28 protein-coding genes are annotated in these 24,463 nt (G+C 68.2%); 24 read left to right on the top strand and 4 right to left on the bottom strand.

The features are described 5' to 3' along the window. Positions 1-13: 13 nt before the first annotated feature. The 6 genes from KTC28_RS15155 to KTC28_RS15130 all read left to right on the top strand — a co-directional run bounded on the left by KTC28_RS15155 (position 14) and on the right by KTC28_RS15130 (position 5,944). On the top strand, positions 14-3,406 hold the full coding sequence (locus KTC28_RS15155; protein WP_216707967.1) for a chromosome segregation SMC family protein: 3,393 nt from the start codon (positions 14-16) through the stop codon (positions 3,404-3,406). Between the two features lie 127 nt (positions 3,407-3,533). Next, a complete protein-coding gene (locus tag KTC28_RS15150) occupies positions 3,534-3,875 on the top strand; it encodes an AtpZ/AtpI family protein (RefSeq protein ID WP_216707966.1) in 342 nt (113 codons plus the stop codon). Beyond that, positions 3,872-4,627, top strand: a complete 756-nt coding sequence (locus KTC28_RS15145; protein ID WP_255602066.1) for a F0F1 ATP synthase subunit A — start codon at positions 3,872-3,874, stop codon at positions 4,625-4,627. Before KTC28_RS15150 ends, KTC28_RS15145 begins: the two co-directional genes overlap by 4 nt. Before the next feature lie 10 nt (positions 4,628-4,637). After that, positions 4,638-4,865, top strand: a complete 228-nt coding sequence (locus KTC28_RS15140; protein WP_174272942.1) for a F0F1 ATP synthase subunit C — start codon at positions 4,638-4,640, stop codon at positions 4,863-4,865. 27 nt (positions 4,866-4,892) lie between these two features. Continuing rightward, a complete protein-coding gene (locus tag KTC28_RS15135; protein ID WP_216707965.1) occupies positions 4,893-5,372 on the top strand; it encodes a F0F1 ATP synthase subunit B family protein in 480 nt (159 codons plus the stop codon). A gap of 11 nt (positions 5,373-5,383) precedes the next feature. Beyond that, positions 5,384-5,944 (top strand): F0F1 ATP synthase subunit B family protein, encoded by a 561-nt coding sequence (locus KTC28_RS15130; protein ID WP_216707964.1) that lies wholly within the window; start codon positions 5,384-5,386, stop codon positions 5,942-5,944. 568 nt (positions 5,945-6,512) lie between these two features. Here the strand turns inward: KTC28_RS15130 and KTC28_RS22895 are convergent. Next, on the bottom strand, positions 6,513-7,346 hold the full coding sequence (locus tag KTC28_RS22895) for a PEPxxWA-CTERM sorting domain-containing protein (RefSeq protein ID WP_255602065.1): 834 nt from the start codon (positions 7,344-7,346) through the stop codon (positions 6,513-6,515). Between the two features lie 116 nt (positions 7,347-7,462). Further along, a complete protein-coding gene (locus tag KTC28_RS15120) occupies positions 7,463-8,101 on the bottom strand; it encodes a helix-turn-helix transcriptional regulator (RefSeq protein ID WP_216707963.1) in 639 nt (212 codons plus the stop codon). Positions 8,102-8,421: 320 nt separating this feature from the next. Between KTC28_RS15120 and rpiB the strand changes: the two genes are divergently transcribed. The 4 genes from rpiB to KTC28_RS15100 are packed head-to-tail and all read left to right on the top strand — an operon-like array spanning position 8,422 to position 11,476. Continuing rightward, positions 8,422-8,883, top strand: coding sequence for a ribose 5-phosphate isomerase B (gene rpiB / locus KTC28_RS15115; protein ID WP_216707962.1), 462 nt, complete (start codon positions 8,422-8,424; stop codon positions 8,881-8,883). Further along, positions 8,880-10,202: a serine hydroxymethyltransferase gene (glyA, locus tag KTC28_RS15110; RefSeq protein ID WP_216707961.1), complete on the top strand. Its 1,323-nt coding sequence runs from the start codon at positions 8,880-8,882 to the stop codon at positions 10,200-10,202. Before rpiB ends, glyA begins: the two co-directional genes overlap by 4 nt. A 6-nt stretch (positions 10,203-10,208) precedes the next feature. Beyond that, positions 10,209-10,733 carry a transcriptional regulator NrdR gene (gene nrdR, locus KTC28_RS15105; RefSeq protein ID WP_216707960.1) on the top strand — a complete coding sequence of 175 codons (525 nt, stop codon included), beginning with the start codon at positions 10,209-10,211 and terminating at the stop codon, positions 10,731-10,733. Then, complete coding sequence (locus KTC28_RS15100; RefSeq protein ID WP_216707959.1) at positions 10,730-11,476, top strand: RNA methyltransferase; 747 nt, start codon at positions 10,730-10,732, stop codon at positions 11,474-11,476. The genes nrdR and KTC28_RS15100 overlap by 4 nt, the downstream gene beginning before the upstream one ends. 6 nt (positions 11,477-11,482) lie before the next feature. Here KTC28_RS15100 and KTC28_RS15095 read toward each other — a convergent pair whose 3' ends face one another. Continuing rightward, on the bottom strand, positions 11,483-12,193 hold the full coding sequence (locus KTC28_RS15095) for a response regulator transcription factor (protein ID WP_216707958.1): 711 nt from the start codon (positions 12,191-12,193) through the stop codon (positions 11,483-11,485). Positions 12,194-12,354: 161 nt separating this feature from the next. Next, positions 12,355-12,576 carry a DUF1153 domain-containing protein gene (locus tag KTC28_RS15090; RefSeq protein ID WP_255602456.1) on the bottom strand — a complete coding sequence of 74 codons (222 nt, stop codon included), beginning with the start codon at positions 12,574-12,576 and terminating at the stop codon, positions 12,355-12,357. 159 nt (positions 12,577-12,735) lie between these two features. Here KTC28_RS15090 and mnmA point away from each other — a divergent pair, with 159 nt between their 5' ends. From mnmA to fliP, 14 genes are all read left to right on the top strand, one after another. Next, complete coding sequence (mnmA, locus tag KTC28_RS15085) at positions 12,736-13,875, top strand: tRNA 2-thiouridine(34) synthase MnmA (protein ID WP_216708172.1); 1,140 nt, start codon at positions 12,736-12,738, stop codon at positions 13,873-13,875. A 129-nt stretch (positions 13,876-14,004) separates the two neighbouring features. Then, positions 14,005-15,228, top strand: a complete 1,224-nt coding sequence (locus KTC28_RS15080) for a sigma-54 interaction domain-containing protein (protein ID WP_255602064.1) — start codon at positions 14,005-14,007, stop codon at positions 15,226-15,228. Between the two features lie 8 nt (positions 15,229-15,236). Beyond that, positions 15,237-15,551, top strand: a complete 315-nt coding sequence (gene fliE / locus KTC28_RS15075) for a flagellar hook-basal body complex protein FliE (RefSeq protein WP_216708170.1) — start codon at positions 15,237-15,239, stop codon at positions 15,549-15,551. Next, complete coding sequence (fliF, locus tag KTC28_RS15070) at positions 15,548-17,119, top strand: flagellar basal-body MS-ring/collar protein FliF (RefSeq protein WP_216707956.1); 1,572 nt, start codon at positions 15,548-15,550, stop codon at positions 17,117-17,119. Before fliE ends, fliF begins: the two co-directional genes overlap by 4 nt. Further along, positions 17,116-18,111: a flagellar motor switch protein FliG gene (fliG, locus tag KTC28_RS15065; protein WP_216707955.1), complete on the top strand. Its 996-nt coding sequence runs from the start codon at positions 17,116-17,118 to the stop codon at positions 18,109-18,111. Before fliF ends, fliG begins: the two co-directional genes overlap by 4 nt. Further along, entirely contained in the window at positions 18,104-18,649 is a 546-nt protein-coding gene (locus KTC28_RS15060) for a FliH/SctL family protein (protein ID WP_216707954.1), read from the top strand. The genes fliG and KTC28_RS15060 overlap by 8 nt, the downstream gene beginning before the upstream one ends. After that, the gene (locus tag KTC28_RS15055) at positions 18,646-19,959 is read left to right on the top strand and encodes a FliI/YscN family ATPase (RefSeq protein WP_216707953.1); all 1,314 of its coding nucleotides are present in this window, start codon (positions 18,646-18,648) and stop codon (positions 19,957-19,959) included. The genes KTC28_RS15060 and KTC28_RS15055 overlap by 4 nt, the downstream gene beginning before the upstream one ends. After that, the gene (locus KTC28_RS15050) at positions 19,956-20,327 is read left to right on the top strand and encodes a hypothetical protein (RefSeq protein WP_216707952.1); all 372 of its coding nucleotides are present in this window, start codon (positions 19,956-19,958) and stop codon (positions 20,325-20,327) included. Before KTC28_RS15055 ends, KTC28_RS15050 begins: the two co-directional genes overlap by 4 nt. Before the next feature lie 1,163 nt (positions 20,328-21,490). Then, on the top strand, positions 21,491-21,940 hold the full coding sequence (locus KTC28_RS15045) for a hypothetical protein (protein ID WP_216707951.1): 450 nt from the start codon (positions 21,491-21,493) through the stop codon (positions 21,938-21,940). 9 nt (positions 21,941-21,949) lie between these two features. Beyond that, positions 21,950-22,450 (top strand): flagellar basal body-associated FliL family protein, encoded by a 501-nt coding sequence (locus tag KTC28_RS15040; protein WP_223132253.1) that lies wholly within the window; start codon positions 21,950-21,952, stop codon positions 22,448-22,450. Beyond that, the gene (locus KTC28_RS15035; RefSeq protein WP_216707949.1) at positions 22,447-23,250 is read left to right on the top strand and encodes a FliM/FliN family flagellar motor switch protein; all 804 of its coding nucleotides are present in this window, start codon (positions 22,447-22,449) and stop codon (positions 23,248-23,250) included. The genes KTC28_RS15040 and KTC28_RS15035 overlap by 4 nt, the downstream gene beginning before the upstream one ends. After that, positions 23,247-23,531: a FliM/FliN family flagellar motor switch protein gene (locus KTC28_RS15030; protein ID WP_216707948.1), complete on the top strand. Its 285-nt coding sequence runs from the start codon at positions 23,247-23,249 to the stop codon at positions 23,529-23,531. The genes KTC28_RS15035 and KTC28_RS15030 overlap by 4 nt, the downstream gene beginning before the upstream one ends. Next, a complete protein-coding gene (locus KTC28_RS15025) occupies positions 23,528-23,785 on the top strand; it encodes a flagellar biosynthetic protein FliO (protein ID WP_216707947.1) in 258 nt (85 codons plus the stop codon). The genes KTC28_RS15030 and KTC28_RS15025 overlap by 4 nt, the downstream gene beginning before the upstream one ends. Next, complete coding sequence (fliP, locus tag KTC28_RS15020) at positions 23,713-24,462, top strand: flagellar type III secretion system pore protein FliP (protein ID WP_439650126.1); 750 nt, start codon at positions 23,713-23,715, stop codon at positions 24,460-24,462. The genes KTC28_RS15025 and fliP overlap by 73 nt, the downstream gene beginning before the upstream one ends. The last annotated feature ends 1 nt before the right edge of the window (position 24,463 follow it).

The following is a 24,463-nucleotide window of genomic DNA, read 5'->3' as shown; positions in this document are numbered from 1 at the left end:
CGCCGGGGGGCGGGTGGAGTTTCAACGCCTTAGGCTGGCCGGGTTCAAGTCGTTCGTCGAAGCGTGCGAGCTGCGGATCGAGCCGGGGCTGACCGGGGTCGTCGGGCCGAACGGCTGCGGCAAGTCGAACCTGCTCGAAGCGATCCGCTGGGTGATGGGCGAGGGGTCGGCGAAGTCGCTGCGCGGCGGCGGCATGGACGACGTCATCTTCGCCGGCACCGGCGCGCGGCCCGGGCGCGACTTCGCCGAGGTGCTGCTGACCGTCGAGGACGACGGCGAAACCCACGAGGTCGTCCGCCGGATCGAGCGCGGCCTCGGCTCGGCGTACCGGCTCGACGGGCGCGATGTCCGCGCCCGCGACGTGCAACTGCTGTTCGCCGACGCCGCGACCGGCGCGCATTCGCCCGCGCTCGTCAGCCAGGGGCGGATCGGCGCGATCATCGCCGCCAAGCCCGCCGAGCGCCGCATTTTGCTCGAGGAGGCGGCGGGGATATCCGGGCTCCACGTTCGCCGCCGCGAGGCCGAGATCCGATTGAAGGCGACCGAGGCGAACCTGCTTCGCCTCGATGACGTCATCGCCGCACTCGACGCGCAGGCGGCGGCCCTCAAGCGGCAGGCGCGCACAGCCGAGCGCTATCGCGCGCTGTCGGATCGCATCCGTGCGGCCGAGGGCGCGCTGCTGTTCGCGCGGTGGAGTGCGGCGCGGGCGGCGGCGGCTGCTGCTCATGCCGCCGCCGCCGCCGCCGAGGCATCTGTCGTTGCCGCGACGCGCGAGGCAGCGCGACTGGCGACGGCGCAGGCCGAGACTGCGGTCACGCTCCCCGAACTGCGGATCGCCGAGGCGGCGGCGGCGGCCGGAGCGCAGGTGCTGGTACAAGCGCAAAGGACCTTGGCGGCGGAGGCCGAGGCGATCGCCCGCCGCGCGCGCGACCTTGCTGCGGCGGCGGTGACGCTCGCGCGCGACCGGGGGCGCGAGGACGGGCTGGCGCGCGATGCGGCGGGTGCGCTCGACCGGCTGGCGACGGAGGGGGCGGCGCTCGAGGCGACGGCAGCGACGGCGAAAGCGGCGTTGCCCGAAGCAGCAAAGGCGGTCGAACGCGCCGAACGGACCGCGACGACGACCGAAGGTGCATTGTCGACCGCGATCGAGGCGCATGCCCGGGCAGCGGCGTCGGCGCGCGCAGCCGAGGCGGCGCTTGCCAATGCCGAGGCGCGGCGGGCACGCGCGGCGGGCGAGGCCGACCGGCTCGACCGGGCGCGCGAAGGGATCGACTCCGCCGGGCTCGATGCGCGCTGCGTCGCGGCAGCGGGGGCGCTCGACGCGGCCGCCACGCGGGTGGCGCGTGCGATTGCCGCGATCGCCGAGGCCGACGAAGCCCGGCGGAATGCCGAGGCTGCGCGCGAAGCCGCCAACACCGCCGTCCTGACCGCACGCGGCGTCGCCGCCGGGCTGACCGCCGAGCGCGACGCGCTGGCGCGGGTGCTCGCGGGGGGAGGGGCATCGACCAGCCTGCTCGACCGGATCGGCGTTGCAGCGGGGGATGAACGCGCGCTTGCGGCGGCGCTCGGCGACGATCTCTCGGCAGGGCTGGGCGAAGCCGCGAGCGGTCGCTTCTGGACAATCGCTCCGGGTGACGATGCGCCGCTTCCCGAAGAAGCCGAGCCGCTCAACTGCACCGCGCCGCCCGAACTCGCACGGCGGCTGGCCGCGACCGGCATCGCCGCGCCTGAGGACGCACCGCGTCTAGCTGCGCTGCTGCTGCCCGGTCAGCGGCTCGTCACCCGCGACGGCAGAATGTGGCGCTGGGACGGGTTTCGCGCGTTCGGCGGGCAGGGGGTGGCGACCGCCGAGCGGCTGATCCAGCGCAACCGCCTTGCCGCCGTGTCGGCCGACTTGATCCCCGCCGAAGCTGCGCTCGCCGATGCGCGAACCGCGCTCGCCGCCGCCGAAGCCGCTGCCCGCGCGGCGGGCGAGGCCGAACGCGCCGCCCGCGCCGAACGCACTACCGCCGACCGCGCGCACGACGCCACCCGCGCTGCGTTCGCCGCGGCGACCACCGAACGCGACCGCGCAACCGCAAAGCGCGAGGCGAGCGACGCCGCGATCGCCCGGCTGCGCGACGATGCCGCAGGTTTCGCCCGCGAAGTCGAGGCCGCGCGCGCTGCCGCCGCCGAAATCACCGGGCTGCCCGGCCTCGCCGCAGCGGTGACTGCCGCCCGCGCCGCCGCAGAGACCGCGCGCGCAACACTTGCCCGCGCCCGCGCCGACCATGCGACACTCGCCCGCGACCTCGACGCCGCTGCCGCGCGCGTCGCCGCGATCGCCGCCGATCGCGCCGCCTGGACTCGCCGCGCTGCCGCGAGCGCTGCGCAGATCGCCGAGCTCGATACGCGCGTCGCCGCCGGGGATGCCGAGGCGGCAACCCTCGCCGCGCGCCCCGGCGAGATCGCCGCCGACCTCGCCGCACTGGCGACGCGCGGCCACGCCGCCGACGGCACCCGCCGCGCCGCCGCCGACGCGCTCGCCACCGCCGAGGCCGGGTCGCGCAGCCTCGACGCCGAGGCGCGCACCGTCGCGGAAACGCTGGCCACTGCGCGCGAGGCCCGCGCCCGCGCTGCTGCCGACGCTGATCACGCCGGAACACGGACGCGCGAGATCGAGGCGCAGTGCGGTGACCGTTTCGGCTGCTCGCCGCCGATGCTCGGGGTCGATGCCGCGGGCGATCCGGCGGCGCTCGCGCACGAGTTCGAGACGTTGACGATCGAGCGCGACCGGATCGGCCCGGTCAATCTTCGCGCCGACCTCGAACTCGCCGAGCTCGCCGCGACGAGCGAGGGGTCGGCAGCCGAGCGCGCCGAACTCGACACCGCCGTCGCCCGGCTGCGCGGCAGCATCGGCGCGCTCAACCGCGAGGGGCGGGTTCGGCTGGTCGCGGCGTTCGAGGCGGTCGACGGCCATTTCCGGACCCTGTTCGGGACGCTGTTCGCCGGCGGCGCGGCGCATCTCGCGCTGATCGAATCGGACGATCCGCTCGAAGCCGGGCTCGAGATCATGGCGCAACCGCCGGGCAAGAAGCTGCAATCGTTGACCTTGCTGTCGGGCGGCGAGCAGGCGTTGACCGCAACCGCGCTGATCTTCGCGCTATTCCTGACGACCCCGTCGCCGCTGTGCGTGCTCGACGAGGTCGATGCGCCGTTGGACGACGCCAACGTCGAGCGCTTCTGCGACCTGCTCGACCGCATGGCCGAGACGACGCGCACGCGCTTCCTCATCGTCACCCACAATGCCGTGACGATGAGCCGGATGCACCGGCTGTACGGCGTGACGATGGCCGAACCCGGGGTCAGCCAGCTCGTCTCGGTCGACCTGCGCGCCGCCGAGCACCTGCTGGCGGCGGCGGAGTGAGCGGCCGGGCTGGGGAAAAGGGCAAAAGGTTGACACTCCAACCCCCCATCCCTAGACGGACCGGGCTTCGGCGGGCAACCGGCGGGGCTGTGCGGGGCTATTCCCGCCATCCGTCAGAGGAAACCCGGTGAGCCGCCCGCGTCCGACCGACGAGCTCGAGTCTCTCGAAGCTCGCCTGGCCGAGGCCAAGGCGCGGCATAACCCGGTGGACCCGATGCGGGTGGCGAGTGGAGCCATGGGTCAGGGTTTCCGCTTTGCACTGGAAATCGTGATCACGACTGTCGTTGGCAGCGCCATCGGCTGGCAGCTCGACAAATGGTTGGGCACCAAGCCGTGGTTGTTGCTGTTGTTCATGCTGCTGGGGCTGGCAGCGGGGTTCATCAGTCTGTTTCGCGCGGTTGGTGCCGAGCAGAAACTGGTCGATGCACAACCGATCCCCCCATCGGTCCCAGATGAAGTCGAGGATTGAAGTTGGTCCGTCCGCAGCTCGAACAGTTTGAAATCCACCGGATGGTTCCGGCGACGACGCTCGGCTACGACGTGTCGTTCACCAACGCGTCGCTGTTCATGCTGATCACGCTGGTCGGCGTGTGGGCGTTCCTGACGCTCGGCATGCGCCGCGCGACGCTCGTTCCCGGGCGCTGGCAGTCGGCGGTCGAGATGGTCCACGAATTCGTCGTCGGCATGGTCGACGAGAATATCGGCAACAAGGGTCGCGCCTATGTGCCCTTCATCTTCGCGTTGTTCGTCTTCATCCTGTTTGCCAACATCCTCGGATTGTTGCCGTTCGCCTTTGCTGTCACCAGCCACATCTGGGTGACCTTCGCGTTCGCCGCGTTCATCTTCCTGCTGTGCGTCGGCATCGGCTTCGCCAAGCACGGGCTGCATTTCTTCGAGCTGTTCGTGCCGCCGCAGACCCCCGTCATCCTGCTGCCGCTGATCGTCCTGATCGAACTGATCTCGTTCGTGTCGCGGCCGCTGACGCTGTCGGTCCGCCTGTTCGCCAACATGACCGCGGGGCACATCCTGCTCCAGGTGTTCGCCGGCTTCATCGTCAGCCTCGGTCTAGCCGGCGGCGCTTTCTGGCTGCTCGGCATCCTGCCGCTGGTGATGAACGTCGCGCTGTATGCTCTCGAATTGCTCGTCGCGGTCGTGCAGGCGTATGTCTTCGCGCTGCTGACGTGTGTCTACCTCAACGACTCGATCAACCTCTCGCACTAAGGGACTGAATATGGACGCAACCGCAGCCAAGCTCATCGGAGCCGGCATCGCCACTTTCGGGATGGGTCTCGCCGCATTGGGCGTTGGCATCATCTTCGGCCTGTTCCTCCAGGGCGCGCTCCGTAACCCCGCCGCCGCTAACTCGCAGCGCCCGAACCTGCTGTTCGGCTTCGCCGTGACCGAAGCGCTCGGCATCTTCTCGTTCCTCGTCGCGCTGATCCTGCTGTTCGTCGTCTAAGACCAGCGATCACGAGGGGAGGGCGGAATGCCTCAATTTGATCCTTCGGTCGCGGTTCCGCAGATCGCGTGGCTGATCGCGGTGTTCGCAATCCTGTACCTGATCGTCCGCGCGTCGCTGCCCAAGGTCGAGCGCGTCGCGCTCAACCGCGCCGGGGTGATCGGCGACGATCTCAACCATGCCGAGATGGCGAAATCGAGCGCGGGCGCGGTGATCGCCGAATATGAGGCGACGCTGGCGACCGCGCGCGCAGCGGCGATGAAGCTCGCTGGTGACGCCAAGACGGCGACGTCGGGCGAGACTGCGGCGAAGCTCAAGGCGGTCGAGGCCGAGCTTGCAGCCAAGACCGCCGGTGCCGCCGCGCGCATCGAAGCCGCGAAGGGCGAGGCGCTCGCTAACCTCCGCGTCGTTGCCGAAGACGCGACCGCCGACATCGTCGAGCGTCTGACCGGACGCCGTCCGGCTGCCGACGAAGTCGCTGCTACCGTTGCTGCGGTCGCGGCGTAAGGATCACCAGAATGGCCGAACCCGTCCCCGAAATCGCCGGCGCCGCCACCACCGGCGGCACCGAACAGCCGCACGAGTTGAAGTGGCTCGGGCTCAATGCCGAGGGCTATATCGCGATCGCCTTCGTGATTTTCGTCGGCCTTTTGCTCTACGTCAAAGTTCCGAAGATGATCGCCGAGGCGCTCGACGGGCGCGCGACCAAGGTCCGCGCCGACCTCGACGAAGCCAAGCGTCTGCGCGCCGAGGCCGAGGCGCTGCTCGCCGGGTACAAGGCGAAGGCCGAAACCGTGAGCCACGACGCCGAGCATATCCTGTCGACCGCGAAGACCGAAGCCGCGGCGATCGTCGCCGACGCGCAGCGCCAGGCCGAAGCGGTGATCGCCCGCCGCACCGCGATGGCCGAGACCAAGATCGCCGCTGCCGAACGCGCCGCCGAAGCCTCGGTCCGCGCGCAGGCCGTCGACTTCGCCACTGCGGCGGCGCGGCGCATCATCGTCGCGCACGACGACCCGGCCGAAGCCGCGCGGTTGACCAGCGCCGCGATCAGCGAGCTCGACCGCCGCCTTCACTAGGCGGCTGAGCAGATAGTCCGCTGTACGCAAAGACAGACCGGCATCTCGGCGAACGTCAGGACTAACGTCGAGCCACGTATAGAATCCCGCGTTGCGCTCGAAGATGGGCTTCGGCCTTAGCCGGTATGACGATCTGTTCGCCCCGGTCCGCCCGCGCTTATGCCCGGATGATCAATTTACCGTCGCCGCGGGGCGCATCGCCACGACGTGCGCGGCCGTCCTTTGTTGCGACCACCACTATTCCGCAGAACGGCGCCCCTTCGCACAGATCTGCCCTCCGCAGAGTGCTGTCATTCCCGCGAAAACTGGACCAAAAGTCAATGAGACTGCAGGACTGAGGTCTCCGGTTTCGCGGGGACGACAGCGTAATGCAGGAGTGTCGGCTTGAGACACGGATGACGACTGTGTTCGAAGAAGTTGGTCGGCCCGTAAAGCCCAAATGACGTGCACGACAAACGGCGTCCGGGCGCGCGATCCCTATCCCCCAGGAATCGCGCGCCCGCCGCCCGCTCGCTTGCCCACCCGCTCGTTACCGCGACCGGTTATCCCGATCGCCGGATTCGTTACCTCACGCAGTGATGGCGGGGGCCGTCATCGTCCGCCGCCGCAGCACCGTTCCGATCGACCCGAAGCCGACCAGCATCATCGCCCATGACGCCGGCTCGGGCACGCCGCCGACCGGGGGCGGCGTCACGGGATCGTGGTTGATCGCGCCGACTTCGGCAGCGGTCAGGACGCCGTCGTAGAAGCGCGCCGAAGCGATGTTCGCAGTCGACCACTCGCCTTGGCCGCCGCCCATATTGTTGTCGATGAACAAGTTGATCAGCCCGCCCGGTAGCAAATCGAGTGTGTTCGTCGTCGTCGTGAACGATCCGATGCCGTCGATATAGCCGGTGACGTTGTTCGGGCCCGCGGGACCGACGGTCAGCGCGACGTTGCGATAGACGTCATTGGTGAAGGCGACGCTGCTGCCGCTGATTGGATAGACATCGAGTTGATTGCCCGGGTCGACGTAGAAACCTGCGTCCGAAGTCCGGTTGGTGACGTCGAGGATCCGTCGCCACGCGCTGGCGCGGTCGAAGAACTCGAAGGTCAGCGCGACCGAGTAGCTGTCGCTCGTCAGTAGGCCGGTGCTGTTGAACGCGAGGCCGCCCTGATCGGCGTTGGCGTTGGTCCCGCCGACATGAAACACCTGCCGCGAATTGCCGTAGACGGTGTCGGTGACGAAGCCGCTCGTCCCCGACGGGTCGATCGCGACGAGGTCGGGTGCGCCGGCGGTCGACGATGCGAGCGTGTTGTCGAAGAAGTAGCTCGCCTTGAGCGTCGCGGCACCGGCGTTCGCTGCGACGGTGAGGGCAAGGACCGAGAGACCGATGGCGAGCGACTTGCGGAGGCGAGACATCGGATAATTCCCTGGTGAGGCTGATCTTCGTCGACCCTATTGGCCCCGTCCGATAGCTGGAACCCTCCGATCAGAGGGTTAACGTTAATGTCATGTTTACCTTTTTGACTGACCTTTCAAATGTCGATGATGCCGAACGACGCCGCCGTCGCGACCATTTCAGCTCGCGTCCGCGCCTTCAGCCGTCGTTTTGCTTTCTCGACGAACTCGTGCGCGGTCGATACCGCGACGCCGAGCTCGCTCGCGATCGCGGCGTCCGATTTGCCCCGGGCGACAAGCCGCAAGCTGGCAATCTCCCGCTCGGTTAGGCCCATCGGCGGCATGGCGAAGCCGTGTTTCGCGACGAGTGTCCGGACGTAGCTTTGGAGGCAAGTCGCGATCAGGCAGAGGTAGGCGCGGAGGGCCGGGTCGGCGATCTCGCGGTGCCCGACCATGCTGACGAGCCCGGCGCGCGTTCCGACCGTCGGCAACGGCACGACGAGGCCGTCGACCCACCCCGCTGCCGCTGCCGCGTCGAGCGCCGCGCCGCCGGCACGCGCCAACGCCCGGTCGGCGCGAAGGTCTGTCCATGTAAACGGGTCGCGGCGGGTAGCGAGCGCGTCGACCAGCGGATCGCGGTCGATCATCCCGGTTCCGACATAGAAGCGCGTCCACGCATCGGGCCAGTCGATGATGTAGAAGACTGTACGGTCGCGATCGGCGAGGTCGACCTCGCCACAGGCGAAAGTGTCGAGGCCGTGCGGCTGGATCGCCACGCGAAACAGTGACGCGCACGCCGCAGGGGATCCGAGCCGACGCAGTTCCGTGTTAAAAGCAGAGGCGTCGTATTGGCTCAAGCCGCCCCTTAAATACTGGTGCATCGATCCTAACCGACCGACCGCGACGGTCAAGCTGGCCGCGCTCGTGATCGGCGACGGTGATTGCCTGGCGCGCCGACGCGGCGGCGTCGCGCGGCCGGTGTTACATCGATGTGCGGGCGATGTGCGCGCGGCGGTCAGGATAACCGAGTTTCACTTTGCCATTCGCCGCTCGATACTAGATATGGTAGGCTCCCTTTCAGCAACCGGGCGAAGACATGCCGCGTGAAATTATTGCCATCGGTGCCGATCATGCCGGCTTCGCGATGAAGGCGGTCCTCGCCGCCGACCTCGGCAAGATGGGTTACGACGTCCTCGACCTCGGTACCAACAGCGAGGTGTCGGTCGACTATCCCGACTTCGGTTTCGCGGTCGGTCGCGCGGTCACGCGCGGCGATGCGGCGCGCGGCATCCTCGTTTGCGGCACCGGCATCGGCATGACGATCGCCGCCAACCGCGACCCCGGCGTCCGCGCGGCCTTGTGCACGAGCGGGCTGATGGCGCGACTGGCGCGCGAGCATAACGACGCGAACGTCATGGCGCTCGGCAGCCGGATTGTCGGCATCGAGGTCGCGCGCGACTGCGTCCGCCAGTTTCTCAGCACGAGCTACGGCGGCGGGCGTCACGCCGACCGCGTCGCCAAACTGTCGCAGCCCGTCTATGAAGAGGCCGCCGAATGAGCCCCGCCGCCGTCCGCACCCCTGCCCAAGTTGCTCCGCAAGTCGCTGGTTACGAAGGATTCTTTAGCGATCCGGTCGAGGGCGAGATTGCCCGCGCGATCGCGATGGAGCTCGACCGGCAGCAGAATCAGATCGAGCTGATCGCGTCGGAGAACATCGTCAGCCGCGCCGTGCTCGATGCGCAAGGGTCGATTTTCACCAACAAGTACGCCGAGGGCTATCCGGGCAAGCGCTATTACCAGGGCTGCGCGCCATCGGATATTGTCGAGACGCTGGCGATCGACCGCGCCAAGGCGCTGTTCGATTGCGCCTATGCCAACGTCCAGCCGCATTCGGGCGCACAGGCGAACGGCGCGGTGATGCTCGCGCTGGTCAAGCCGGGCGAGACGATTCTCGGCATGTCGCTCGACGCCGGCGGGCACCTGACCCACGGCGCGGCGCCGTCGATGTCGGGCAAATGGTTCAACGCGGTCCAGTACGGCGTGCGCCGGGAAGACCATCTGATCGACTATGACGCGGTCGCAGAACTCGCCGAAAAGCATCGGCCGAAGCTGATCATCGCGGGCGGTTCGGCGTATCCGCGGGTGATCGATTTTGCTCGATTCCGCGCGATCGCCGATTCGGTCGGGGCACTACTAATGGTAGACATGGCGCACTTCGCCGGTCTCGTCGCCGCCGGCATCCACCCGAGCCCGTTGCCGCACGCCCATGTGGTTACAACGACAACCCACAAGACGTTGCGTGGGCCGCGTGGGGGGATGATCCTATCGAACGACGTCGACCTCGGCAAGAAGTTCAATTCGGCGGTGTTCCCGGGGATGCAGGGTGGTCCGCTGATGCATGTTATCGCCGCCAAGGCGGTTGCATTCGGAGAGGCTTTGCGCCCTGAATTCAAGGACTACGCCCGCGCCGTCGTGACCAACGCGCAGGTTCTCGCGGCGAAGCTCGTCGCGCGCGGCTGTGCCGTCGTCGCGGGGGGGACCGACACGCATCTGGCGCTGATCGATCTCAGCCCGAAGAACCTCACCGGTAAAGATGCCGACGAAGCACTCGAGCGCGCGGGCATAACGTGCAACAAGAACGGCATCCCGTTCGATCCGCTGCCACCGACCAAGACGAGCGGTATCCGCGTCGGCTCCCCCGCCGGCACAACCCGCGGCTTCGGCGTCGCAGAGTTCGGCGCGATCGGCGACATGATTGCCGATGTTTTAGACGGACTTGCGGCGAACGGCGAAGGCGGCAACCACGCGGTCGAGGCAGCGGTCAACGTCCGCGTCCGGGCGTTGTGCGCGCGCTTCCCGATCTATCCGGCGGCGTAACAGGTCGTGCGCTGCCCCTTCTGCGCCAACGACGACAGCCAGGTGAAGGATAGCCGTCCGACCGAGGACGGCGGCGCGATCCGACGGCGGCGCCAGTGCCCCGCGTGCGGGGCGCGCTTCACCACCTTCGAACGCATCCAGCTGCGCGAGATGATCGTCGTCAAGAAGTCGGGCAAGCGCGAGGTTTTCGATCGCGACAAACTCGCAAAGTCGATCGAGATCGCGTGCCGCAAACGTCCGATCGAGCCGCAGCGGATCGAACGCCTGGTCAACGGCGTCGTCCGGCGACTCGAATCATCGGGTGAGGCCGAGCTCGGCGTCGGGTTGGTCGGCGAGATGGTGATGGAGGGGCTACAGGCGCTCGATCCCGTCGCGTACATTCGATTCGCCAGTGTTTACCGCGACTTTCGCGAGGCGCGCGATTTCGAAACCTTCGCGGGCGCGCTCGGCGTCGGCAACACCACGCTCGACAAGGCAGCCCCCGACAAAATCGAACGCCCGCTGCCGCGTCTCGTCGGCGAGGCGGAGTGAATACAGCCGGATCGCCGCCGCCCGCCGTTATCCTCGTCCGCCCGCAACTCGGCGCGAACATCGGGGCATGCGCGCGGGCGATGCTCAACTTCGGGCTGACCGACCTACGCCTCGTCGCGCCGCGTGATGGCTGGCCGAACCCCGACGCTGGGCCGTCGGCGAGCGGCGCCGATCAACTGCTCGCCGACGCGCGGGTGTTCGAGACGGTCGCGGCGGCGGTCGCCGATCTCAACTTCGTCTATGCGACGACGCTGCGTAATCGCGCGCTGACGCGTCCGGTCGTGACCCCGGCGCAGGCGGCGAGCGAGACGCGCGATCGTCGCGAGCCGAGCGGGTTGATGTTCGGTCCCGAACGGTCGGGGCTCGAAACCGACGACCTTGCGCTGGCGCATTCGATTCTGACGATCCCGGTCAATCCGGATTTCGGTTCGCTCAACCTTGCGCAGGCGGTGTTGATCAACGCTTACGAGTGGTTTCGTGCGGGTGATGCCACACCGGCGACCGCTTTCGTCAACTATGAGGGGCCGGCGCTTCATGCCGACCTCGAGCGATTGATCGTTGCGGTCGATGCCGATCTCGAAGCGGCGGGCTATTACGGGACGACGACACGGGTCGCGATCGCGAAGCGCCTATTGCGCAATCTGCTGACGCGCCCGGCGTTCAGTGACAATGAAGTCAGGACGTTACGCGGTGTGTTCCGCGCATTGGCTTACCCGCGCCGGCCCTCCGACGCGGGTGAATAACCAGATTTACGCGACTTGCGCGACGACGGTATCGGTGCGTTCGGGATCGCGCAGCGCGTAGCCGCGGCCCCACACGGTTTCGATGCACGTCGCGGCATTGTCGCCCGCAGTTGCCAGCTTCTTGCGGAGCTTGCAGACGAAGACGTCGATGATCTTGAGCTCGGGCTCGTCGCGGCCACCATAGAGGTGCGTGAGGAACATCTCCTTGGTCAACGTCATGCCCTTGCGGAGCGAGAGCAGTTCGAGGATCGAATATTCCTTGCCGGTCAGCGCGACACGATGGTTGTCGACGGTGACGAGGCGAGCCGACAGGTCGATCGCCATCGCGCCGGTGCGGATGATCGATTCCGCATGCCCCTTCGAGCGGCGGACGAGCGCGTGGAGGCGGGCAACGAGTTCGTCGCGCTGGAACGGCTTGGTGACATAGTCGTCGGCACCGAAGCCGAAGCCGCTGACCTTGGTCGCTGTCTCGGCATCGCCCGACAGGATCATCACCGGCGTGGTGATCCGCGCCAGCCGCATCCGCCGCAGCACTTCGTAGCCATGGACATCGGGAAGGGTAAGATCGAGAAGGATCGCATCGTAATCGTACAGTCGAGCCAGCTCAATCGCTGCCTCTCCCTCGGATACAGTTTCGTGCTCGACGCCGACCCCGCTTAGCATCAGTGTCACGGCTCGCGCCATTAACTTGTCATCTTCGATCAGCAGTACGCGCATGACCACCCTTTCACTAGCCGGAGCATCCCACCGTGCCGCGGCGCACCATCAGCTAAACTCATTTTCCCGTCCGAGTAAAGAAGCTTAACTATGCCAAATACAGTATTTGCCAATGAAGACAGCTAAATCCTGAAAATATTGCCAATTATGGCCGATACGGCCTAATGTCGGCTTTCGAAAACTTCACGATATACCTGCACGCGCGTGACACGGAGGCCGGGCGTGCCGGCGGCGTCGATCGCGCGCTCCCACAACCGAAGTTCTTCGTCGCTCAAGCTGTAGCGGGTGCAGGCCTCGGTCCGGGTTACAACGCCTTCGCGAATCCCGCGAACGACATCGGCCTTGCGGCTCGCGACCCACCGTTTGGTATCGGATGGGGGCATCCGGTCGACTGCGGAAAGGCCATCGTCGGTAGCAATGCGTTGGGGCATTGGAAATTCCCGTTTAAGCTAATCTACACTATGTACGACACCGTACATCAATAAGCTACAGTTCATGTGAGATAAATATTAGACATGATTGACCCCTATTCAATCCTTTTTATGGTTGAGGAACAGTTAAGATTGCCGACTGCTAGAACTCGTATAGTCGTGGCGATGTCGGGAGGGGTCGACTCTTCGGTCGTTGCGGCGATGTGTGCGGAGGCCGGCCATGAAACAATTGGTATTACACTCCAACTTTACGACGACGGCGCAGCGCGCGCGCGTGCAGGAGCTTGTTGTGCCGGAGCGGATATCGCCGACGCCCGGCGCGTCGCCGACCAGCTCGGCATCGCGCATTATGTTCTCGACTATGAATCCAGGTTTCGTGACGCGGTGGTCGAGGAATTTGCCGATTCTTACCTGCGCGGCGAGACCCCGGTGCCGTGCATTCGCTGCAACCAGACGGTTAAATTCCGCGACCTGCTCGCAGTTGCCCGCGATCTTGGCGCCGAGTGTCTCGCAACTGGTCATTACGTCCGAAGGATCGAGGGACAGAACGGCGCCGAACTGCATCGCGGGATCGATCCGGCGAAGGACCAGAGCTATTTTCTTTACGCGACCACTCGCGAGCAGCTCGACTATCTGCGCTTTCCGCTCGGCGGTCTGACCAAGGCCGAGGTTCGGGCGCACGCCGTCCGGCTCGGACTGAGCGTCGCGGCCAAGCCCGATAGCCAGGACATCTGCTTTGTGCCCGGGGGAGACTATGCCTCGGTCGTGCGACGGGTCCGGCCCGAGGCCGATGCCCCGGGCGATATCGTCGACCGTGCCGGGCGGGTGCTTGGGCGGCATGCCGGGATCGTCGGCTATACGATCGGCCAGCGGCGCGGGCTCGAACTCGGCGGCTTGCCCGAGCCCCTGTATGTCGTCGGCATCGATGCGCCGCGCCGCGAGGTCATCGTCGGCCCGCGCGCCGCGCTCGCGGTTTCGGGCGTGACCCTTGCCGACTTCAACTGGCTGGGGGATCGAGCGGCGGACTACGCTTCGGACGAGCATGTCGCGGTCAAGGTCCGATCGATGGCAACGGCGGCCGGTGCGGTCCTGACCGGCGGCACAACGCCATTGCTGACATTCGACGACCCAGAATTCGGCGTCGCGCCGGGGCAGGCGGCGGTGATCTATGCGGGGTCGCGCGTCCTCGGCGGCGGCACGATCGCTGCAACGGTCCCGGCGGCGAAGACTGCAACAGTGTCAATCGCCTGACAGGTGTCAACGTCTTGACGCCTTTCGCGTCAATACTTTGACATTCAGCACGAATACACTGCCGCCCACGTCCTGATCTGACTTGGCACGAGCTTTGCTTGGTTCCCGGCATCACCGGGGGGCTTGAAGTTGTCGACTGCCACAATCACCGTCTCCGACGCCGCCGCGGCGATGTACCCGCTGCTGGCCCAAGCAATATACGACGCCGGCGGTCGATCGTTGCGCCACCGCGCGTTCAATGTCGTCGCTTATGGCGAGCCCTGCGACGGCACCGGGGCGGTCATGGTCGCACGGTCGAAGTGCCCGCGACTGTCGCACGACAGCCGCTTCATCGAGTTTGCCGACGCCGACCTGAAATTCGCTGCCGCGACGATCGTCGCGCTTGCCCAAGGAGACAAGGCCGCGCTCGCCGATCCGGCATCGATTGCGCTCGAAGCCCTCGCCGCGCGGGTCGCGGCGCGCGGCATTACCGTCCTGATCGAAGGCGCGACGGGGACCGGTAAAGAAGTCCTCGCCCGCTCGATCCATGCCGCCTCGCCGCGCCGCAACGCTGCCTTCGTCGCGGTCAACTGCGCCGCGCTCCCCGAGGCGATGCTCGAGGCGCTGCTGTTCGGTCACGAACGTGGGGCCTTCACCGGGGCGGGAACAAGCGCCAAGGGCCTGTTCCGCGCCGCCGATGGCGGGACGCTGCTGCTCGACGAGATTGCCGAACTTCCACTCGGGCTCCAGGCGAAGCTGCTGCGTGCGTTGCAGGAGAGCGAGGTGCTGCCGATCGGCGCGACCGCCCCGGTCAAGGTCGACGTCCGCATCATCGCCGCCGCGAACCGCGACCTTGCGAGCGAAGTCGCCGCCGGTCGCTTCCGCGCCGACCTGTATTACCGGATCGCGGTGTTCCCGCTGGCGACGACGCCGCTCGCCAGTCGCCGCGCCGATATCGTGCCGATCGCGGCGGCGCTGTGGCTGCGGCAGGGGACGACGGCGTGGCCGACGGCGGCGGCGCTGGCCCGGCTCGAGGCGCACGACTGGCCGGGGAATGTCCGCGAGCTCGGCAACGTCCTCGCGCGCGCCGCCGTGATCGCCAACGGCGAGCGGATCGAGGCGCGCGATATCGTCTTCGACACGTCCGCTGTCCAGCCGGTCGCGGCCTCGCTCGGCGGCGCGATCCGCGAGCGTGAATTCGACGTCATCAGCGCGACACTCGCCGACTGCGCCGGGCGCCGTGGTGAGACCGCGACGCGGCTCGGGATCAGCGAGCGGACGCTACGGTACAAGCTTGCGGCGATGTCGGCGGGCCGCTTGCCGGCGATGTCGTCGGGCCGCGTGGCGGCGGTGGCGCGGATGACGATGCAATGATCGCGCCGTTGAAAGGTATCGACACCAGCAGCGTCCTCGCCCTTCGCGCCCAGATCCTCGACCGCAACGCCGCGCTGTCGGGCAAGGCCGCCGAGCCCGCGAAGTCCGGGTTCGACAGCGCGATCACCGAGGCGTTGCGCGCAGTCAACGCGACCCAGTCCAAGGCGGGCGATGTCTCGGCGGCGTTCGAGCGCGGCGATACCGTCGATATCGCCTCAGTCATGCTCGCGCGGCAGAAGGCGTCGATCGCGTTCGAGGCCACGCTCCAGGTCCGCAACAAATTGCTGTCGGCATACCATGACGTGATGAGCATGCCGGTATGAGCGACCTCGCGGTGCTCGATCCGCGCGCGATGACGTCGTTCGCCGGGCTGCGGCTGCGCGGGCAGCGGCTGTTCGCGCAACCGGCGATCCGGCGGTCGCTCCCGGCGCTTGCGGTCCTGCTTGCGCTCGTCGTTACCGCCGGGCTGTGGCTGGCGTTGCGCGCGCCCGACTATCGCCCGGTGTTCGCGCAATTGGGGGAGGCCGACAAGGCGGCGGTGCTCGCCGCGCTCCAGACAGGCAATTTCAAGGCGCATGTCGACCCCGATACCGGCTCGGTCGAAGTCCCCGCGGGCGACGTCGCCGCGGCGCGGATCATGCTCGCGGGGCAGGGGCTGCCGAAAGCGGCGGTGAGCGGGCTCGATGTCCTCGGGACGATGCCGCTCGGCAGCAGCCGCGCGGTCGAGACGGCGCGGCTCAAGTCGGCGGCGGAGAGCGACCTCGCCGCGAGCATCATGGCGATCGACGGGGTCGACCACGCCACCGTCCACCTCGCCGCGGGCGAGCAGTCGGTCTTCATCCGCGACGCCGCCGCGCCGACCGCATCGGTCTTCGTCCGCCTCGCTTCTGGGCGCAGCCTCAACGACGCGCAGGTCCGCGCGATCGTCCACTTGATCGCGTCGTCGGTCGCGGGCCTGTCGCCCGACCGGGTCAGCGTCGTCGACCAGTCGGGAACATTGCTGTCGGGCGACGCGAGCGGCCCGCTCGGCGACAGCGCGCGGCAACTCGCGTATCAGAGCAGCGTCGAGGACGGGTTGCGACGCCGCGTCGTCGCTTTGCTGACGCCGATCCTTGGCGCGGGGAATTTCTCGACTCAGGTCGCCACCGACCTCGATTTCTCGGTCAACGAGGCGACGCGCGAAAGCTACGACAAGGACGGGGTCCTGCGCTCCGACCAGAACAGCAGCGCGACCGAAGCCGGGCAGCAACCCGCGCGCGGCATCCCGGGCGCCTTGTCGAACACCGTGCCACCCGCGGCGCAGGTGTCGGTGACGCCGCCGATCCCGGCGCTCCCGGCGGTCGTGCCGGGAACGCATAGCGAAAGCTACATTCGCGGCTATGAGATCGGCAAGGCGGTCTCGGTCACGCGCGCACCCGTCGGCGCGGTCCGGCGCGTGTCGGTTGCGGTCGTCGTCCGCGACTCCTCGCTTGGAGCGGCGAAGGAGCAGGCGGCGCAGGTCGCCTTGCTTACCGGACTGGTCCGCAGCGCGGTCGGCTACGACGCCCGCCGCGGCGACGTCGTCACCGTCGCCGGGCGGGCCTTCGTCGCGACGCCGGGCGAGGCGGTGGTGAAGTGGTGGGAGATCCCCCTCGTCGCCACGGGCGTGGAGGCGGTGACTGCGCTCGGCGGCGTTGCGCTCTTGGTGTTCGGGGTTGTGCGGCCCGCGGTGCGCGTGCCGGTTCCGGGCTCCGAAGACGAGCCGCAACGCTTTGAAGACGCGCCCGAAATCATCGAACTCGACCCGCTCGACTACGCGATTAAGCTCGCCGAGACCCGATTGCGCGTCGGCCAGGATGTCGACCGCGCCTCGGCGGTCGTGCGGCAGATGATGGCGGCGGACACCGAATGATCCACGATAATCTCACAGGGGCGCAGAAGTGCGCGGTACTGCTGCTGCTCCTCGACGAGGTGCAAGCTGCTGAATTACTGCGGCAAATGGCGTCGGAGGAGGTTCGCGCGGTCGGTCATGCGATGATCTCGGTCGCCGACATAGAGCCGCGCGCGATCGACACCGTGCTCGACGAATTCCTCGCCGCGAGCAAGACGACGGTCGCGCTTGGCGGCGGCGGCGTTCAGGTCCGCTCGGTCCTCGAACGCGCCCTCGGCCCGCAACGCGCCGGCGGCCTCCTCGGCGAACTCGGCCCCCCGGTCACCCCGCGCCCCTTCGCCGCGCTCGAATGGGTTACCCCCGCCGCGATTGCCGCGATGCTCGCCGCCGAGCACCCGCAGGCGGCGGCGGTCGTCCTCGCCCACCTCGAACCGCAGCGTGCGTCCGACGTGCTTGCCGCACTGCCCGAGGCGCTCCAGCCCGACATCCTCTACCGGCTGGCAACGATGGGGCCGGTTACCGGCACGGTCGTCGCCGGGCTCGACCGGGCTTTCGAGGTGCGGCTCGCGGCGACCCCGGTTGCTCCCCCGGCGGCGGTTGTTGCCGGTCCCGATCTCGCCGCCGCGCTGATCGCGATGGCTCCCGACCAGGCGCGTCTCCTCGCGGCACTGCGCGACCTCGACCCGGCGATGACCGAGTCGATCGCCGAGAGCCTGTTCGTATTCGACGACCTGCTCAAGATCGACTCGCGCGGGATGCAGGCACTCGTCCGCGAGGTCGAGACCGAACAGCTTGTGCTCGCGCTCAAGGGTGCCGGCGAGCCGCTGCGCGCCCATGTCTTTGCGGCGATGTCGGCGCGCGCGGCGGCGGGAATGCAGGACGAGCTCGCCGACCTCGGTCCGACCAAGCTCGCCGAGGTCCGCGTCGCGCAGGCGGGGATCGCGGCAGTTGTCCGTCGCCTTGCCGAGGCGGGCACGCTGATGATGCCGGGAAGCGCCGCCGGTTATGTCTAACGCGGCTGCCTCATATGCCGGTCTCGCGTCGCTCTATGCGGCGATGCTGCCGCCGCCGCCCGAGCCCGAATTCGAGCCCGAACCTGCGATCGATGTCGAGGCGATTGCCGATGAAGCTTACCAGTCGGGATTTGCGGCTGGACTCGCGCAGGCAGAGGCGACGTTCCAGCCTGAACGTGCCCTGCTCGCGACCGCGACAACTGAGCTGATCGCCGCGTCGGTCGTCGATCCCGACACCGTCCGGAGCGTTTTCCTCAACCTTGTCAGAGCGCTGGCGGAGGCCGCCGTGGCAGCCGAATTGATCGTCAACCCCGAGGTGATCTCGCGGCTCGTCGATACCGCGCTCGCGAGCGTCGAGACCCGCGATGGCATCGTCGTCCGCCTCCACCCCGACGATATTGGAGTTTTCGCGCTTGACCTCCCGGTCGTCGCCGACCCGACATTGACGCCCGGCACCGTGGTGATCGACGGTCCCGGCTTCGTCGTCCGCGACGGCCTCGACGCGCGGCTCGCGGTGATCATCGAGGGGCTGGCATGAGCATCTCGACCGTCCTCGCGGAGCTAGCGGCGAGCACGCCGGTCGTCCGGGCACCTGGGCCGGTCACCGGCGGCCGGATTGTCGCGTATGACGGGCTGACGCTCGAAGCTGCGGGCATCGACCTCGCGGTCGGAACGGTCTGCGCGGTCGGTCCTGCCGCCGTCGCCGCCGAGGTCATCGGCTTCCGCGATCGGCGCAGTGTGCTGATGGGCTTGGCCGCGCTCGGCCCGCTGCTCCCGGGCGGCGCCGTGATGCCATTGCGCGGCGAGGCGCGCGCGAGCGTCGGACCGGCCTTGCTCGGGCGGGTCATCGACGGCGGCGGACGCCTGCTCGATGGCGGACCCCCGCTGCCGCGGATGGCTAAGGTCCCGCTCGAACCGCCGGTCGGCAATCCGCTCGCGAAGACCGGGATCACCGCGGTCCTCGACGTCGGCGTCCGCGCGATCAACGCGCTGCTGACGCTTGGACGCGGCCAGCGGGTCGGGATCATGGCGGGGAGCGGGGTCGGCAAATCGGTGCTGCTCGGCCAGATCGCGCGCTTCACCGCCGCCGACATCGTCGTCGTCGCGTTGATCGGTGAACGCGGGCGCGAGATCGCCGACTTCCTCGAACGCCAGGTCGGCGACGCGGCGCGCGCGCGGACCGTCGTCGTCGCGGTCCCCGCCGATGATGCGCCCTTGCTCCGCGTGCGCGGCGTGATGCGCGCGCATTCGATCGCCGAATGGTTTCGCGGCCAGGGGAGGGATGTCGTCCTGATCGTCGACAGCCTGACCCGCGTCGCCCACGCCCAGCGCGAGATCGGCCTCGCGCTCGGGGAGGCCGCCGGCGCACGTGGCTATCCACCGTCGGCAATCGCGCTGCTGCCACGGCTGGTCGAGCGGGCGGGCAACGACGCCGTCAGCGGCGGATCGATCACCGCGATCTACACCGTCCTCGCCGATGGCGACGACATGAACGACCCCGTCGTCGATGCCGCGCGCGGGGTGCTCGACGGGCACATCGTCCTCTCACGCGCCGAGGCGCAAAGCGGGATCTACCCCGCGATCGATCTCGCGGCGTCGATCAGCCGGGTGATGACCGACATCGCCAGCCCCGCGCACCGCGCCGCGGCGACCCGCTTCCGCCGGGCGCATCGCCTCGTCGAAGACAATCGCGACCTCGTGCTGATGGGGGCCTATTCGCCCGGAGCCGACCGCGAGCTTGATGCAGCGATGGTCGCGCGCGGCGTGATGGACGCGTTCCGCTGCCAAGCGGCCGACGAGCGCGTCGACTTCGCGACGTCGGTCGCGCTACTCGGAGAAGTGCTGTGACGACGCGGCAGGACCGTCTTGCGCGGCTGCTGGCGATCCGGCGGGTCCGGTTGCGCGTCGCGGCGAGCAGCCTCGCGCGGGCAGCGACGGCAGTGGCGGCAACGGCAGCGACAGCGACGCGGCTCGGCGAACTCCGTGCCGAGTTTCGCGGGCAGTACGGCTTTGCGGCAGGCTATGCGATCAAGGCCGCCGCCGCGACGCGCGCCGCGCTGTATGCCGCCGAGGTAACTCAGGCGATCCGTCTCGTCGACGCCGAAGCGCGACGCGCCGTGTTGCAGGGCGACTTCCGCCATCGGCGTGCCGGGGTCGATGCGGTCGCTCGAGCCGTCGAACGCGCATCCGACGATCCGAAACTGGTCGGATCATGATCGCCGTGAGCCTCGACCGTGCCGATCTGCCGTCGATTGCCGTCGCCGTGGTCGCTAGTGCGCCCGGCAGCTTCACGATGCCACAGCCGGAATTGCTGGGAGAGCCGGTGCCGACCGTCGCGCCACCAACCGCTAAGGCCGTCACGCAAATCGACGTTAGTCACTTGATGGCACCGATAGACCTGTTTCCCCTTGCGCGAGCCGTCGAGTCGCCGGCTGCGGCCGGACCGCAGGCGGAGGCTAAGTTGCCGGCAGCGAAAGGAGCGGAGGTAGCGCCCGAGGCAGTGGCGGCACAGTCGGCAAACCCAGCGCCGCCGCGGGCGACCGCTCCGGCTGTCGCTTTTGCTGTCGTTGAGATAGCACCTCCTTCCACTCGGCGGCATGCCACCTTGGCAAGCGCACCGACCGCTCTTCGAAGGCAGAAGCCATCTGATCTTCCGATCATGGCGGTGGCCGCACTCAGCCAGTCGCTTCCGCCGCCGCCCGCTCCGCAATCGCCAGCCGTGTCAGATCAGGTAAGCTCAGTTACCGCGCAGTCGGCCGCAGCCGCTTCGACCGCACCAAAGACGGTCGCCGAGGCAAACGAACGCGAGGGCGTTATGCCCGTGATCGACCTTCCGCCCGGCACGGTAGACGAGCGTTCACCACCAACGCCAGCGCACCTGCTCACCGAGAATGCTGTCGTGCTAACGACTGTCGTTGCGGTCGCGCCGATCGCATCTCTCGGCAACTTTACGCGCGGAATCGAACCGCTCGTCCCCGTCGCTCCGCCCGTCATCGCGTCGGTCGTGGCTGCCGCCATGGGGATGTCTCAGCCGGTTCTGCCGCCAACCGTGGTTGAGCCGCGCGAGATTGAAGTGCGGGCGGCCTTGCTCGACTCTGCCTTAATCGCCCCAGCTTCGCCGCTGGTTGTGCCCGGCGCCCGGGATGCCCCACTGGCAGCTTCAAAGGAATTAGCTTCGGCAATAATCGCGACGATCCCAACCGCTGCCGCCTCGGTCACCGTCCCCGCCCCAATTCCAGCTACTTTTACCGTCGCCGTGACCCGGGCACCGATATCCTCAGCCTTGCGGCGTGGTCAGCCCCCTGCCCAATCGCTTGTAGTTCTGCACGAGCGAACCGATCCGCCGGTCTACACGCTCAGCGCTGCATCACAGCCGACGATGAGCCATGCCGGAGATACGCATTGGCCCACGCCGCTCGCATCGGCCCCTGTTCCAGCCAGGCCGCAAGGCTTTTCCATCGACACACCCGCGCTCGGCGGGGTCGGGGCCGAGGTAACGCGGCGCGACCATCCGGCGGGCGACGCGCTCCATGTCCATTTCGCGGTCGATCGCAGCGACACCGCCGCGCTGATCGCGGGGGCGAGCGAAGGCCTCGAGCGCGCGGTCGTCGCCACCGGACACCGGCTCGACGCAGTGACGATCGAGGTGCGCGGCGGCGCGACGGGCGTAGCGTCGGGCGGCTCGGACGCGGCAGGGGCAGGGGCGGCGGGACATCGCGGGGACGCGCGAGATCATCGACCGCCCGCGCCAGAGTTGCCCGGGCAAACACCATCGACGCGAGTCCGTTCGCCCGCAATCAAGCCGGTCGTACGCGACCGCTTCGCCTGAGGATTCGCCATGGCCGATACGATTCCCAAGCAGGCTAAATCGAGGAAGGGACTCGGGAGCGTCGTGATGGTCGCATTCGCGTTCCTCGGCGCAGCGGTTGGCAGCGGCGGCGCGTTGGTCGGCGTTGCGGCGCTGCGACCGGGCCTTCTGCTCGGGCGGGCTGCGGCGGCTCCGCCGGTGCTCCAGGCGGCAACCCCGATCGAATATATCGAGATCGATAACGCCTTCACATCGAACCTCGCCGATACCGGACGCTACCTCCAGTTGCGGATCGCAGTGTCGAATACCGCCGGTCCGCAAGTCACGGCGGCGTTGGCCCAGCACAAACTGGCGATCGTCTCTGCGGTGCTCGCGGTGCTCGGCGAGGTCGGTGAGGCCGATGTCGCCGACCGCGCGGCGAAGACCAAGCTGCGCTCGACGATCCGCACGGCGATCAACGACGTGCTCAGCCGCAACGCGCATGTCGGCGGGGTCGACGAGGTCTTCTTCACCACGCTGGTCGTCCAGTGAGCCCGGGCGCGCACAACAGGCGGTCTGCAGACGTTAGCGCGTGGCGCTTTCCGCCAGCTCTTCAGGCCCTTGTCGCCGTCCCCGCGGCGATCAATTTCACTGCCTTCGTCGATCTTCTCGGTGGCCACCTCGCTCCGGTTGTCGGCAAGCCGCTGGTGACGTCCTTCGACCAGACAGCGCCAGCGCCAGTACCGGCGACGGGCTTCTTTCGGGGCGATGGCTGGCGGGTGGCAGTCACGGTTCCGATGGATCTTGTCGGCGCACTGATCAGCGTGCGATGCGGCGGCCCGTTCTCGCGATCGACGATGGCGGGTGCCGGCGGCAGCGCGATCGTCGCGGAGCTGACTGCGGCGATCCTTGCTGCCGCCGACGAGGCGTGGCCCGGCGGAAGCGGTTGGCAATCCGACGCGAGCGATCCCGAAGCGGCGGCGTTTGCGGTCGACCTTACCGCCGGGGGCCTCGCGTTCAACCTCGGCTGCGCGGTGACCCCGGCGCCGATCGTCCCCGTCATTCCCGACATCGGCGACTGGTTCCCGCGCCTCCACGCCGCACTCGATGCGACCCCGTTCGCGGTTCGTGCGGTGCTGCATGACCGGGTCGTTCCGCTCGCCGCGGTGCTCGGGTTTGCCGTCGGCGATGTCCTGCCGATCGAGACGCGACGCGATGTCTCGCTGCGTCTCGGCGATCGCGCGCTCGCCCGCGGGACGATCACGCCCGACGACGACGGCGGGCATCGCGTGACGATCGTCGCCGTCGGCAGCGCCGGCATCATCCCCGCCAAAACCGAGGACCTGCCATGAACGCCCTGACCCCCGGAGCTTTCGACCGGATTGAAGCGATCCCCGCGCTTGCACTCGGGGCCCTGGGTGCGGTCGAGGTACGGCTGCGTGTTGAGGTCGGCGCAGCGCGGCTGACGCTGGCCGACCTGTCGCGGCTTGGACCCGGAGCGACCTTCGCGCTCGACCGCCGCAGCGACGAGCGCATCGACATCCTGATCAACGACCGGCTGCTGGCAAAGGGCGAGGTCGTGACGATCGGCGACCGCTTCGGGGTCCGCATCCTTGACATCGTCTCGGCATGACCGCGGCGGATTATTTGACGCGGCTCGCGGTTGCGCTGCCGCTGATGATCGCGGTGCTGGCCGGGCTTTGGTATGCGGCCAAGCGCGGCTGGATCCAGCCGCCGGGGATCGCCCCGTCGCCGCTGCTGCGGCCGATCGCGACGCTCGGTCTCGGCCCGGGGTCGCGCCTGGTCGTGATCGAATTCGACGGTCGGCGGCTGCTGATCGCGGCCTCACGGAGCGGGGTCTCCCTGCTCGACCACTCGGCCCGATGACCGCCACCGACGGCATCGCGGCGCTGGCGGGCGGCAAAAGCGGGCTCGCGCTGCCGCTCCAGATACTGCTGCTGATGACGCTGCTGACGGTGTTGCCGTCGGTGTTGCTGATGATGACCGGCTTTACCCGGATCATCATCGTGCTGGCGATCCTGCGGCAGGCGATCGGGCTGGGGCAGGCGCCGCCGAACCAGGTGCTCGTCGGCCTCGCGCTGTTCCTGACGCTGTTCGTGATGCAGCCGACCTTCGCCCATATCGACGCGCAGGCCTATGCGCCGTTCGCGGCCGGCACGCTGCCTGCGGAGAGCGCGATCGAGCGGGGAGGAGCGGCGCTCCACGATTTCATGATGGCGCAAACGCGCGAGAAGGACCTGCGCCTGTTCGCCAACCTCGCCCATACCGGACCGTTCGCGCGACCGGTCGACGTGCCGATGACGATATTATTGCCGGCATTTGCCACGAGCGAACTCAAGACCGCATTCCAGATCGGATTCCTGATCTATATGCCGTTCCTCGTCATCGACCTCGTCGTCGCCAGCATCCTGATGGCTCTCGGTATGATGATGGTGTCGCCGACATTGATCTCGCTGCCGTTCAAGTTGCTGCTGTTCGTCATGGTCGACGGCTGGGCGCTCGTGCTCGGCTCGCTCGCGTCGTCGTTCGTCGGAGTGAAATGAG

Source organism: Polymorphobacter megasporae, assembly GCF_018982885.2.
GTDB lineage: Bacteria > Pseudomonadota > Alphaproteobacteria > Sphingomonadales > Sphingomonadaceae > Polymorphobacter_B > Polymorphobacter_B megasporae.
This window is presented reverse-complemented; position numbering and strand designations above follow the sequence as displayed.

Coding starts and splice junctions, on each gene's coding strand:
- KTC28_RS15140 (WP_174272942.1), top strand. CDS start 4,638: ATGGACGCAACCGCAGCCAAGCTCATCGGAGCCGGCATCGCCACTTTC.
- KTC28_RS15135 (WP_216707965.1), top strand. CDS start 4,893: ATGCCTCAATTTGATCCTTCGGTCGCGGTTCCGCAGATCGCGTGGCTG.
- KTC28_RS15130 (WP_216707964.1), top strand. CDS start 5,384: ATGGCCGAACCCGTCCCCGAAATCGCCGGCGCCGCCACCACCGGCGGC.
- KTC28_RS22895 (WP_255602065.1), bottom strand. CDS start 7,346: ATGTCTCGCCTCCGCAAGTCGCTCGCCATCGGTCTCTCGGTCCTTGCC.
- rpiB (WP_216707962.1), top strand. CDS start 8,422: ATGCCGCGTGAAATTATTGCCATCGGTGCCGATCATGCCGGCTTCGCG.
- glyA (WP_216707961.1), top strand. CDS start 8,880: ATGAGCCCCGCCGCCGTCCGCACCCCTGCCCAAGTTGCTCCGCAAGTC.
- KTC28_RS15095 (WP_216707958.1), bottom strand. CDS start 12,193: ATGCGCGTACTGCTGATCGAAGATGACAAGTTAATGGCGCGAGCCGTG.
- KTC28_RS15090 (WP_255602456.1), bottom strand. CDS start 12,576: ATGCCCCCATCCGATACCAAACGGTGGGTCGCGAGCCGCAAGGCCGAT.
- mnmA (WP_216708172.1), top strand. CDS start 12,736: ATGGTTGAGGAACAGTTAAGATTGCCGACTGCTAGAACTCGTATAGTC.
- fliF (WP_216707956.1), top strand. CDS start 15,548: ATGAGCGACCTCGCGGTGCTCGATCCGCGCGCGATGACGTCGTTCGCC.
- fliG (WP_216707955.1), top strand. CDS start 17,116: ATGATCCACGATAATCTCACAGGGGCGCAGAAGTGCGCGGTACTGCTG.
- KTC28_RS15060 (WP_216707954.1), top strand. CDS start 18,104: ATGTCTAACGCGGCTGCCTCATATGCCGGTCTCGCGTCGCTCTATGCG.
- KTC28_RS15055 (WP_216707953.1), top strand. CDS start 18,646: ATGAGCATCTCGACCGTCCTCGCGGAGCTAGCGGCGAGCACGCCGGTC.
- KTC28_RS15045 (WP_216707951.1), top strand. CDS start 21,491: ATGAGCCATGCCGGAGATACGCATTGGCCCACGCCGCTCGCATCGGCC.
- KTC28_RS15040 (WP_223132253.1), top strand. CDS start 21,950: ATGGCCGATACGATTCCCAAGCAGGCTAAATCGAGGAAGGGACTCGGG.
- KTC28_RS15030 (WP_216707948.1), top strand. CDS start 23,247: ATGAACGCCCTGACCCCCGGAGCTTTCGACCGGATTGAAGCGATCCCC.
- KTC28_RS15025 (WP_216707947.1), top strand. CDS start 23,528: ATGACCGCGGCGGATTATTTGACGCGGCTCGCGGTTGCGCTGCCGCTG.